The organism is Marinobacter sp. ELB17 (genome assembly GCF_000169375.1).
Lineage (GTDB): Bacteria > Pseudomonadota > Gammaproteobacteria > Pseudomonadales > Oleiphilaceae > Marinobacter.
Genome location: NZ_AAXY01000016.1, coordinates 72,676 through 84,138, shown reverse-complemented (window position 1 = coordinate 84,138; position 11,463 = coordinate 72,676). Strand labels below are relative to the sequence as shown.

The 11,463-nt window shown below is 54.8% G+C and carries 10 protein-coding genes and 1 pseudogene; 3 read left to right on the top strand and 8 right to left on the bottom strand.

Going from position 1 to position 11,463, the window contains the following annotated elements:
- Positions 1-940 (top strand): lipid A deacylase LpxR family protein (locus tag MELB17_RS23315; RefSeq protein ID WP_007351344.1); only part of this gene is annotated, 940 nt, incomplete at its 5' end.
- On the opposite strand, the gene MELB17_RS15990 is transcribed toward MELB17_RS23315, so the two are convergent.
- The 4 genes from MELB17_RS15990 to MELB17_RS15975 all read right to left on the bottom strand — a co-directional run bounded on the left by MELB17_RS15990 (position 918) and on the right by MELB17_RS15975 (position 5,063).
- Positions 918-2,285 (bottom strand): patatin-like phospholipase family protein, encoded by a 1,368-nt coding sequence (locus MELB17_RS15990; RefSeq protein WP_227498938.1) that lies wholly within the window; start codon positions 2,283-2,285, stop codon positions 918-920. The genes MELB17_RS23315 and MELB17_RS15990 overlap by 23 nt on opposite strands.
- 136 nt (positions 2,286-2,421) lie before the next feature.
- Positions 2,422-3,480: an ADP-ribosylglycohydrolase family protein gene (locus MELB17_RS15985; protein WP_007351342.1), complete on the bottom strand. Its 1,059-nt coding sequence runs from the start codon at positions 3,478-3,480 to the stop codon at positions 2,422-2,424.
- A gap of 118 nt (positions 3,481-3,598) precedes the next feature.
- Positions 3,599-3,976 (bottom strand): cupredoxin domain-containing protein, encoded by a 378-nt coding sequence (locus MELB17_RS15980; RefSeq protein ID WP_007351341.1) that lies wholly within the window; start codon positions 3,974-3,976, stop codon positions 3,599-3,601.
- Positions 3,977-4,061: 85 nt separating this feature from the next.
- Complete coding sequence (locus MELB17_RS15975) at positions 4,062-5,063, bottom strand: hypothetical protein (protein WP_007351340.1); 1,002 nt, start codon at positions 5,061-5,063, stop codon at positions 4,062-4,064.
- A 205-nt stretch (positions 5,064-5,268) separates the two neighbouring features.
- Between MELB17_RS15975 and MELB17_RS24670 the strand changes: the two genes are divergently transcribed.
- On the top strand, positions 5,269-5,451 hold the full coding sequence (locus tag MELB17_RS24670) for a hypothetical protein (protein WP_157133323.1): 183 nt from the start codon (positions 5,269-5,271) through the stop codon (positions 5,449-5,451).
- 63 nt (positions 5,452-5,514) lie between these two features.
- Here MELB17_RS24670 and MELB17_RS15970 read toward each other — a convergent pair whose 3' ends face one another.
- The 4 genes and pseudogenes from MELB17_RS15970 to MELB17_RS15955 form a co-directional block, all read right to left on the bottom strand.
- Positions 5,515-5,850, bottom strand: a complete 336-nt coding sequence (locus MELB17_RS15970) for a MerR family DNA-binding protein (protein WP_007351338.1) — start codon at positions 5,848-5,850, stop codon at positions 5,515-5,517.
- Positions 5,851-6,607: 757 nt separating this feature from the next.
- Positions 6,608-7,782: pseudogene (locus MELB17_RS26530) on the bottom strand (FAD-binding oxidoreductase); the annotation flags it as partial.
- Between the two features lie 171 nt (positions 7,783-7,953).
- A complete protein-coding gene (locus MELB17_RS15960) occupies positions 7,954-9,261 on the bottom strand; it encodes an MmgE/PrpD family protein (RefSeq protein ID WP_007351335.1) in 1,308 nt (435 codons plus the stop codon).
- 100 nt (positions 9,262-9,361) lie between these two features.
- Positions 9,362-10,249, bottom strand: coding sequence for a GlxA family transcriptional regulator (locus MELB17_RS15955; RefSeq protein WP_227498940.1), 888 nt, complete (start codon positions 10,247-10,249; stop codon positions 9,362-9,364).
- Positions 10,250-10,504: 255 nt separating this feature from the next.
- Here MELB17_RS15955 and MELB17_RS15950 point away from each other — a divergent pair, with 255 nt between their 5' ends.
- Positions 10,505-11,395 (top strand): alpha/beta hydrolase, encoded by an 891-nt coding sequence (locus MELB17_RS15950; protein WP_007351333.1) that lies wholly within the window; start codon positions 10,505-10,507, stop codon positions 11,393-11,395.
- The last annotated feature ends 68 nt before the right edge of the window (positions 11,396-11,463 follow it).

Sequence of the window (11,463 nt, the reverse complement as noted above, 5' to 3'; positions counted from 1 at the left end):
CCGGCTTGAACTCTCAAATGACGTCGCCTTAAGTTCGGACAATCAGTTCACAAATGGCACGTCTATTGTGGTCTCGTCCGCACCCGTCGGTTCGCTGGAGCAAACCGGTGGCACGCCGGCATTCGGCAGGTCAATATTGGCCTGGGTGATTCCTGAGAGGTCCGGGTTGACGTATCGCGAGAGCTGGGTCCTTGGTCAGAATATGCAGACACCCGCAGACATCGAGCGCCGGGAACTCATTGAGAATGATGTACCTTACGTGGGGTTTCTCGGCTGGGGAAACAGCTTTTACGGCTTTGATAACGAGTATTTTTTTGGCGCGCAATGGCTTGTTGGCTGGGTTGGTGAAGAAGCGCTTGCTGAGCAGGCGCAGAAATTTGTTCATGCAATCATTGGTGGTGACGACCCGCAAGGCTGGGATAATCAGCTGGATTCCGAACCCATACTGAACGGGTACGTGAGTGTCAAACGGCGGATTTATCAAAATTCCTGGTTTGATGTCTCCCTGGCGGGCGATGTTGCTTTAGGAAATTTTTTTACGTTGGCGCAACCGGGGCTGGAGTTCAGGTTCGGCGATCGCCCGCAGGGATTCCATTTTATTCCGGACCCGATAGGTCGTGGAATGGACTATGACGCTACCTTATCACCGGATCGAGGAAGCCGTTTGTATGCATCGGTCACCCTGAGGGCGACCTATTTCGCCTGGGCATTGCCCCGTGAGGGGAATCTCCTGGTCAATAACGAATGGACTGACCGAAACACCGTCGATATCAAGCGCACAGTCGGCCAGACCATTCTGGGATTACACTGGGTGGGGCCGCGGTTTGGTGCTCATCTGAGCCTTTGGTTGTCCACGGAAACTGTGGATGACGACAACCTGCCATCAAGTGAGGATCCAAGGAACAGCTTTGGCTCGCTCATGGCGGAGTACCGATTTTAGAACCATCCGATGCGTTGGACTCCGGTTTCATGTCGTTGAGAAACTCTTGAAACGGCTCTGATTGCTGCAGAAGTTCCCCGCCAAGCCCGATCAGGGCGTCGACTTCATCAGCGTCCAGCGCCGCCGTGGGGAGCCCGTGATACTTTTCCCGCCTGGCAGGATCCTCAACCTGGTTGAATGTCAGGGTTGTAAAGTAGACATTAAGAGGGAGCTTCCCGGGGCGGCGGCGGTTAATGCTTTCTCCCCAGGCCAGAAATTCCCGGCGGGCCTGGCTGATGTTTTCAGTGGTCAACGTATTGAACGTCGCATCAAAGGAGGCCTGGAGGGTATCGTATGCGCCAGGTTCCGTGCCAGAAATTGACCATGGATAGGGAGGGGATACCTGGGCACTCACCAGGATAACCAGTACTTTTTCGACCTTCTCGAGGGCCGTTTCGGTAAAAGCACCGGCCATGCGTTTGACATCGCCACGATGGGCGATCGGGCTCATCATTGAGCCCCGCACGCCGATATTGTCGGTAATGCCGCCGTCCGCCAGATTCAGATACGGCATATGCCCCGGCTCAAGGTAACGTGAAAGCCCCTGGGCGACAGCAAACTTTCTTGACAGCAGGTTGCGCTCGTTCAGCGCCTCGTTAACCCAGGATTTATTACTCGTGTCACAACCAGGGTAGTTACGGAGTCTCACGGGAGCGAATGCGGGTGGTACGGTCGACGAGGCCATCACTGCGTTGGCAACGGGGTAGCTGTTCAAATCTGAGCAGAGGAAATCAAACTGTTGTTGAATGAAGGAAAAGGTCAGGGCATTGTTCAAATCCGTGGCATTGATAATCACAAATGGAAGCTGCCCAAGCGACAAATCGGCAAAGGTTTTGTCATCAAAAATCTTTTTGCCCAGAAACTCCGCCATCAGATCCGAGCGGTTAAAGTCGGGCGAGGCAAGCCTGGCCATGTTGAAGGGATTGGCCAGCATCCAGCCATAGGTGCGCGGCCAGTTGCGACGCAGAAAACGTTCCTCGAAGTCTTCGAACAGTCGATCCCCGAACAGACCATAATAGGCAGCGGTATAGCTGCCACCGGAAACTGCGGAAATCACATCGACCTGATCCAGCAACCGGGTAAGCTGGTCATCGATTACGAGGCGCTCATTGCGAAGGGCATCCAGAACGCCATAGGACAACGCCGCTGCCCGGGTGCCACCTCCGGAAAAGGCAAGCACAACAAATAACCGGTCGTCATTCTCGGGCAGTCGTGATTTGAAGTCGTATCGCGACTGGGAAGACCTCTCGCTTAAATTGGCATTGAGTACGCCCGTCGAACAGCCGGTTACCAGAAAAGCCAGCACTAGAGCACCAGCAAGCCTTGCTGAATTGAGTTTGGCGCGGTGATGATGATGTAAGCGATTCATTTCTTAGCCTTCGGTGTAACAATCAGGGCCGTTTGTTGGTCAGTTGAAAACAAACATCTTTTAAACTGCAACGTCAATCCGGCATTTGCGAGGCCAGGGTGTGGGCCAGTTGCTGCAGTTCATCTGCGCGTTCAAGGCCGTCCAGTAACCGCTGCGGAATACCTACAAGGCCCACCTGCGCCCCGGTCAGCATGGCCCGGGACTGATTCTGGCCGCCGCCATTGATGGCGTGAAGTACCGCATTTTCGAAATCTTCACGGAACCGCGCAGCCAGGTAATAAGCGGCGGGTAATTGATGGTAGAAGGCGCAAGGCATGCCGTAGAGATGGGAGACCTTCCAGGCCGGTTCGATACGAACGTCCGGGTCTCTTGCCATGGCGGCGATATCGGAGGCGGCATGCAGGGCATCCCTGACAATGTGGCGCCTGGCCCTGAGTGGCAACTGCGGATGATCCGGGGCCGGTTGGCGGGTGGTGACCGGTTCGAAGGACAGGGCGCCTTCTGCAACCCAATTCATGGGTTGCTGTGAAATTCGCTCATTCAGGGTGTCTCCCTGAATCAGCCGGGCCAGAATGCAGCCGTAGCCAATCCCCATGGAGAGCAAGGTCTCACTGCTCTGGGTCAGCGCTGTGTTGTTGGCAATGGCCTGGGACATCAGGGCGGGATCGGCGGCATGGCGCACGACAATGGCGAGGGTACGTTCCATGGCTTCGGTAGTGTCGGCGGCGCCGCCAATGTCATGCCAGGGACGCTTTTGAAAGACCCGCCGATGCCAGGCGTGGCGAATGGATTCACTGGTATAGTGGCCAGGGCCGCTTTGGGGCTGGCCATCCAGCAACGGGAAAAGCTCATAATCCAGGCGCTGACAGAAATCGGCCTCACTGTAGCCATTACATTCCACCAGCGAGTGCAGCATCATCTCCAGAATAAAACCGGCCTGGGCACTCTGCCCAGCCTTCAGGCCGTGGTGATAACGCCCCGGTCTCGGCGTGGTGTAGTCATCAATCCAGTCACCATAATTACGCCGCATCTCCTGCAGGTCATAATACCAGTGGGGGCCAACGCCCAGGGCTTCTCCCACGAACGCGCCCATAATGGCGCCGATAGCACGATCCCTGGGCGTTTTGGTCACGACATACCCCCGGTGTTAGTTTTCATCGTCAATCCCTTCGGCCCTTTTCATCTTATTGTCACTACGATGACCGGCTAAAGGACGCCAACAGCCACCTTCAGCCTGCATGATCTCTCCATCATTTGGCAACGAGTGCCCCTTTCATCCCGGCTTGCTTATGCCCGGGCACATTACAGAAAAATTCCAGTTCTCCACTGTCGGGCGCTGTCACAATAATGGTATCCGAGTTACCGGTCTGCAGAGTTTCGGTCTTTCCCCCTTTGCCCTTAATATGCAGATTGTGGCTGAGGTTACCCTTGTTAATGAGCTTGATCTTAACCTGGGAGCCGGGCGCCACCTCGATCTTTGACGGTTCAAAGGCGAATTCTTTCGCCACCACTTCCACGGTCCTGAGATCGCCCTGCGTTTGTTGGTCAGCGGAGACTGCGCCTGTGCTCATGGCTAGCACAAAAAATATCAATATTGAAGCAGCCGGAAGCATTCTGAAGCGTTTCATAAGCCTCACCTTGAGGAATGGAAATTTGGAGACGGAACCAGGCCGGTGCCCGATTCCGCCGTTTGATGCCTGAACGTTCCCGGGATCAGAGAACCTCTACCTGATCCTGCTCGAACATGATGTGAAGGAATGGCTGATTTTTGCCATTTGGCAGCTCGAAGGCGGTGGGAACAGGGGAAAACACGGGGCCCTTTTTCGTGCCTTTGATAGGCGGCATCATCAGATGTGTGTGATGCTCCTGACCACTGATATGACGCTCCTCGGGAGCTAGTGGCAGGTCCTTCGTGTGCACGAGTTCATAGTCCTTGTTCCGCACCACTTCGGAGGTCATCAGGTGCATCACCCGGTGATCGTCCACCAGTTCGCCGTTGATATACAGATCGCCAACACCCCACAGAGCAGCGATTGTATCCACCTTCGGCATCAGCGGGCTACCGGTCCCGGTGGCACCGTGGTGAACCGAATCCAGCATGACACCACCCTCGGTTTTATAACCGGGAAACGGCGGCTTCACTATATGGTCCAGGACCACACGGTACTGGTTACCCTGTGGATCAGAGAATTCTGCTGAAAATTCGGCGGTATCCGGTGTTTGACCCGGCTTGCCAGGAGGGTCTGTTTTCACCCTATCGGTGAAGGTGGCTTCGAAACTGCCCTGAATAATCCGCGCTTTGTTGGAGAATGGAGTGGGCTGGGCAAATACGTAATCGCCGTTAGGCATAACCTTACGCGCCTGCACCGGGGCGGCGACCATGAAGGGGACCTGCTTCAAAAGCTCCGGAACCGTGTCGGGGCCTTTGCTCGCTTTAGCAGCCCTGATTTTCGGTTCAAGCAGCATTTTCGGGTTGTCCGGCGTTCCGAATGTTTCCGCATCCAGCTTGCGAGGACCGGGCAGTACCCAATAGGTTACCTTGCCCTCTTCCTGCGTTACCCGCTTTTCGCCAAGGGGCTGGGATGCGCTCTCGCTGGAGGCGCCGGAATACGCACAACCCGCCAGAAGCATAGACGCCGTCACCGCTGCTAGCGGCAGAGTAACGAAATTGGCTTTGATACTCAGCTTTTCTATGGATTTGCTCGTGAGAAACATAATCGAGTTTCCTTCGTTCATTGCATTGGAGTATGTAGGCGCATTGCTGCATTCTGCGGCCCGAGTCCTCTCCTACCTGAAGCAGAAGCTACCTTACGGACACAGAATGCTGGCAAGTGTTACAGGCTATCCTCAACTCACTGAAAAATTTTGAAAAACGCTGCTCAACTAATCCCGCCTGGCGATTATGGCCGAGACGAAAAATATGATGAGGAAAACCGGGCGCATCCCAAACACGAATACGCTGAATCTGGAGGGCATTGGCGTCGATACCCGGGGTGGCACTATATTTGGTGGACGATCACCTGCAAACCACAGTGCCATGCCGGCGGTGGGCTTTACCAACGCCCAGGTGGCTACTGTCTGCCCGGCTTTCAGGCCGTGGTGAAAATGCCCAGGGCTTCTCCCACGAACGCGTCCATGGCGCGATCCTGATGTGTTGAGCTCATTTCTATACTTCCTCGGTCGGGGCGTCGAGATTGCCTTGCAAGGAGTGAATGATTGGGCATCGCTTTGGGTCTTCACTGCACCGGCAACGTTCCACCAGATTGTCCAGAGTGGATTCCATCTGTCGCATGCCGGCGATCCTGCGGCGCACATCATCCAGTTTGTGCTCAGCCAGCGCGCGAGTCTCATCGCCATGGGTGCCGTCCTCCAGTTTCAGGAGTTCAGACACCTCATCCAGGTTAAACCCCAGCCACTGGGCGGAGCGGATAAAGTGCAGCCGGACCAACGCGTTTTCCTCATAATGCCGGATGCCGCCATAGGGCTTGTCCGGAATCGCCACCAGCCCCCGCCGCTATAACAACGGATCGGCGTCGCTCCGCTTGTGTCAATTCCAGCAACCGACTGGGGGATGCCCATTGAACCCCGAGTTTATCCAACCTGGGTGCAAGCCGGTGATGATGGATGTGAGGGCTGTCTACCATGCCTGCGCCATGTTCCAGCAGCCACTTTACCGGTGATGCTGACATCAGGCTGTTGTACACCCACCTGAACGGCTGTCGAGACATCAGCGGTATGATGAATTCTAGCGAGCCAACAAAGTAATCCTTCGGCGGGCGCAAGTAGCGACCGTAATAAAGATGCAGGAACCGGGCCCGAAATTCGGGCACATCGACCTTGACCGGGCACTGTCCGGTGCAGGACTTGCAGGCCAGACACCCGGCCATTGAATCATAGACTTCGTGGCTGAAATCGTATTGCCCTTGGCGTTGGCGCAGGGTCTTCCAGGCCCGCGGAAACCAATGCAAGAACGGTAGCCTGCGGTGTTCAGCCTGTGCCAGATCCTGTGTGTTGGTACCTTTTTCACCGAGAACTCGCACCCACTCGCGGATCAGGGAAGCGCGCCCTTTGGGCGAATGTTTTCGCTCCCGAGTGCCCTTCCAGGAGGGGCACATGGCATCGTTCGGGTCATAGTTGAAACAGGCACCGTTGCCGTTACAGTACATGGCATCTGACTGGTAGTGCCAGCTGGCGACGGGAATCGTGCGATCGTGGTCGCCGCGAGTTGGTACGGCATCGATAGCCAGCAATGGCTGTTGATCATTGGTGGTTGCTATCTTACCCGGGTTGAGCTGATTGTATGGGTCAAAGGCGCGTTTTATCTCCTGAAGTTCAGGATAAAGATCACCGAAAAAAGCGGGGCTGAATTCAGACCGTACGCCTTTGCCGTGCTCACCCCACAGCAGGCCGCCATACTGTTGGACCAGCCCGACTACCTCATCCGTTATGCGACGTACCGTTTTGATCTGTTCTGGATCTTTCATGTCGAGTGCGGGCCGGACATGCAGCACACCCGCGTCAACATGGCCGAACATGCCGTAACTCAGACCTTCACGATCAAGCACCGCACGGAAGTCCATAATGAAATCTGCCAGGTTTTCGGGTGGCACGGCGGTGTCTTCCACAAACGCAACCGGGCGGGCTTCCCCCTGGGTGTTGCCCAGCAGGCCCACGGCTTTTTTTCGCATGGCCCATACTTTCTCCACCTCCTGATTGCCCCAGGCGATCGAGTAGCCGGTGCATTCACCGGGAAGGCCGGCGAGGGTGTCGAGCCGACCAATCAGTCGATTGACATTTTCAGTCAGCTCCGCTTCCGTATCAGCGGTGTATTCCACCAAGTTGATACCCGCAACCCCGTCGTGATCATCGTTCTGAAAACACTGGGAGAGGCTGTGCCAGATAAGGTCGTTCTGGGCAAGCGCCAGTACTCGGCTGCCGATTGTTTCAATGGAGCTCGGCCGTTCGCCCATCAGCACCTGCGCGTTACGCAGTGAATGTTCAAATGATCCGTAACGAATATTGACCAGCGCAGAATGGCTGGGTATGGGAAGAATGCTTAATCTGGCCTCGGCAATGAACCCAGGGTGCCTTCCGACCCGCAGAGAATGTTGTTCAGGTTGAACAAACCCTTGTCATCCCGGATATGGGCAAGGTCGTACCCCGTGAGGCAACGGTTGAGCTTTGGACACCGGGCCCAGCCCTCGTTAGGGTTGATCTCCAGTACACGGTTCATATGTCGGGAGAGATCAACAATGATGCCCTCGGTGAGTGACTGGGCATTGGTGCCTGTGCCTCCACCCCGTGGACTCAGTACGATGGACCGCCACTCGGGCTTGCTTGTCAGCGTTGTCACGCACTGTAGATCGGCGGTGTGTTTCGGATAGACAACAGCCTGTGGAAGCACCTGATAAATGGAGTTGTCAGTGGCGAGAACGGTACGATTAGCATAGTCGGGGTTGAGTTCACCCTCGAACCCCGCTGCTTTCAACGCATCGATAAAAGCCAGATAGAGACTCTGTACCGGGGTAATATCAGTGAGGCGGGGAATCACACGTTGCTCCTTCGAGTGGCACCGTAACTGCCATTAAATTCTGTGGGTTGGTGCTTAGTTGAGAGCGCCGAGCAGCACCAGTAGATCGGATGCCGGGCGTGTATCCAGGGTCTCGACGACGAGCTGGATATCTTGGGCCCTTGTGCCCAGAACAGGCTCTGCGAGACTCTGGTATTTGTCTTGCAGTTCCCGGTCTGAAAGCGGATTCTGTAAGTGGCCTTTGGCCTGACAGTTGTCGCTCACCAGAATCTGGCCATTAGCGAGGTGCAGGCTAACCCGAGCCCAGCGCTCGGCGGGAAACTTTTGGTTGAATTCATCATTCTCGGTTAGCACGACTCGCGCCGCTAATTGGTGAATCTCCACATTCGCAAGATCTGTGGTCACCGAGTCGACCGAAATTGTCCCTCTCGTCAGGGCTGCGGCCAGCGCCCACGGCAGACTGTACTGGGCCTGCTCAGTGTTAGCCGGAGACACCACGTGGAGACAGCGGGCCTCGTGAAAGGTCTCCACGACGATCGAGGTCACTGGCGCTGGGGAAGGCAATTGGTCGGCCAGCGACAACAACGCTTCCACAGCCGGCTGAGCCCAGTAACAGACAGGAAAGCGTTTAAAATACTGCTCTGTAATGCGCCAGTGCTGCCCCAAGTCATCCCAATACCGGGTCAGTTCAGGTCTTCCCACTGTCAGGGCTGGGGCACCGGTGAAGCCCTCCCGGGCAAGGATCGCGCTGGCGACGCCGGCCATAGCGCCCCACCCGGAACCATCCTTGAGCATTGTCGGATACTCGATGCATCGCATCATCTGGCTGCGGGGGCCGTAAAACTCGGCAATACCAAGGGCATGATTAAGTTCAGCGGCGGATAACCCCAGCACCCGGCCTGCGATGGCCGTGGCACCCAAGGCATTCCAGCTACCGGAGGTGTGGTAATCACATGCCGAGGCATGTAACGCAATGCCCGCGCGAGTGGCTATCTCGTAGCCGAGCAGCAAGTAGCCCAGAAACTCACGGCCTGACAGGTTCCGGGAATGAGCGACGCTGAGTAACGCCGGAAGTACCGCCACACCAGAGTGACCCTTAGTCAGTACGTGTCCATCGTGGGCATCCAATGCGTCAATCAGCCATCCCCCATAAAGCGCGGCGCCGGTGGCCGAGGCAGATCCGTCCGTAAATAGTAGGGGAACCTCGCCAGCATGCTGGCTGAGCACATAGCGGCGGCCGATGGCTGGAAGCTCTGTTTGAGTAGCGCTAGCCGCTACACCGAGTAGATCAAGCAGGCAACGCTTGCTTTGTTGCAGCAATGTATCCGTCAACTCAGCGGAATTGAAAGAGGTAATCCATTCAATATGTGGCTCTGCACCCATGGTAACTATCCTACAAGTTTTAATAGAAATTCATTATCAATACTGACAACCGTAAAAAAGGGTAAAAAAACGACATTGAAGGGGAAGAACTCGTCCTATTTTACGAGGGCTGGCTTGCTGGCTGGAGGGTCTTTCCCCTTTCTTCGCGTGGCGACAACTTATATTGTTTCTGGTAGCACTTTGAAAAATAGGAGGCGGAGTTGAAGCCGCATGCCGTTGCAACCTGGGTAACGGTGAGTGTTGACTGTTCCAGAAGGTGATTACTCCGCTCCAAGCGACGTTGCATGTAAAATGCCGCCGGTGTTGTGTGGAGCTGGTGTTTAAATAACCGTTCCAATTGCCGCACTGAAAGGCCTGACTGTTTACCGATTTCGTGACAGCTGAGCACGTTTTCAGTGTAGGTCTGCATCAATTGAATGGCTTTTAGCAGACGCGGATGTCGGGTCTTGTGGCGAAGCAAAAGCTCCATACGCTGTTTTTCGTGAGCTGGACGGATTTTTGGGTGAATAAGCTGTTCCGCAATGTCCATTGCCAGCGCCTCGCCGTACTCCAGTGAAATTTTATGCAGCATCATGTCCAAGCCGGCCAGACCGCCAGAGCAAGTCATGATGTTCTGATCTACTTCATAGAGCTCGCCGGTGACGTCAAGTTGCGGAAACTCTTCTTCCAGGCTATCCCTGTTTTCCCAATGAATTGTGCACCGGTGCTTTTTGAGCAAGCCCGCCCGTGCAAGCAACAGTGATCCGGTTGACGTTGCTCCTATCATCACACGACTGCGATACAGCCGCCTGAGCCAGGCATAAAGTTGTGGGCTGCTGATTTCGCTGGCTCCTATCCCGGCAACAACAATCATCAGACCAAGGCCTTCCACATCTTTTATCGTTTGGGTGGGCGCAATAACTATGCCATTGCTGGCCTCCACAGGTTGATCATCAATACTGTAGAAATTCCAGTTATAGAGGTCCCGTTCTGCAACACGGTTTGCCACGCGCAAGGGTTCTAGCGCTGAGGTGAAAGACAGCATGGAAAACTGGGGAACCAACAAAAAACCGATCTGTTCGATTGTAGGCTCTGTCATTTATTACCCCTCTTGATGACGCAATTGTGCAGTATATTGTCGGAATTTTAATAACCTGTCCACACGGATTTGCAGATCATGATAGGTGTCAGGCAGTAGTTTCGTGAGGCAACCAAACGCGACACTAAGCCGTTAATCAAACCAGCTTCGTAGGCAGGATTTACAATGATTGAACAAAAAATCAAGTTTCAAAGTGACGCACTGACTTTGGACGGTGCATTTTTTACAGACAGTGAAAATGACGATGCCCGTCTTCCGATCGTGATTGTGTGCTCAGGTTTTACCGGTCAGAAAAATATCCATCCCGAACGCTATGCCCGGGCATGGACCCGTCAGGGCTTTACTGTTTTCGGATTTGATTATCGTGGTTTTGGTGATTCGAACGGCCCCCGGGAGCGAGTTATTCTTGAGGAACAGGTACGGGATATAGCCAATGCCGTGGCCATCGTTCACGAGCGTGCGCACGCAGAACAGAGAAAAGTTGTGTTGGCAGGTTGGGGTATGGGTGGCGGTCTGATTCTCGATGCATTTCGGCTGTGCGAAGATCAGGTTGATGGTCTAGTCGCAATGAATGGTTTTTATGATGCCCTCCGAGTCCAGAAGGCCCTTCGTAGTGAGTTGGGTTGGAAGCAGTTCCGCGCCTATATCGCTGGCGAACGCTTGCGGCTGGCCAAAGGTGGAGAGCTCAGAGGAATCGACCCGTTTGATATCTACCCGCTGGATCCGATCAGCCGTGAATACGTGGAAACTGAACTCGTGAAGGCTCCGGGCTATGGTGTAACGTCCACCTTCGATTTTGCCGACTCGCTACTTAATTTTAGACCGGAAGCTTGCTTGGACGAGCGCTTTTCCCGCGTTCCGCTGCTTATTGCCCATGGGGCTGAAAACGATCTACACCCGGTCAGCGAAGCCTACTCGTTGTACGCCCGGTACCCTGGACCGAAAGATCTTTTCTTGCTCGAAGGCGGTGGTCATACGGAATGGATGCTCGATGAGAACCCGAAATTCCAAGCCTTCTCGGGCTACATTAGTGACTGGATGAAGGCGCAGTTCTAAGTCCTTCATCGATAGGGAGGGAGCACTCTGTTCCCTCTTTATGCCCGGGACTTCTTGGTCCCGGGCGG

Coding starts and splice junctions, on each gene's coding strand:
- MELB17_RS15980 (WP_007351341.1), bottom strand. CDS start 3,976: ATGAAACGCTTCAGAATGCTTCCGGCTGCTTCAATATTGATATTTTTT.
- MELB17_RS15960 (WP_007351335.1), bottom strand. CDS start 9,261: ATGGGTGCAGAGCCACATATTGAATGGATTACCTCTTTCAATTCCGCT.
- MELB17_RS15950 (WP_007351333.1), top strand. CDS start 10,505: ATGATTGAACAAAAAATCAAGTTTCAAAGTGACGCACTGACTTTGGAC.
- MELB17_RS15975 (WP_007351340.1), bottom strand. CDS start 5,063: ATGTTTCTCACGAGCAAATCCATAGAAAAGCTGAGTATCAAAGCCAAT.
- MELB17_RS24670 (WP_157133323.1), top strand. CDS start 5,269: ATGATGAGGAAAACCGGGCGCATCCCAAACACGAATACGCTGAATCTG.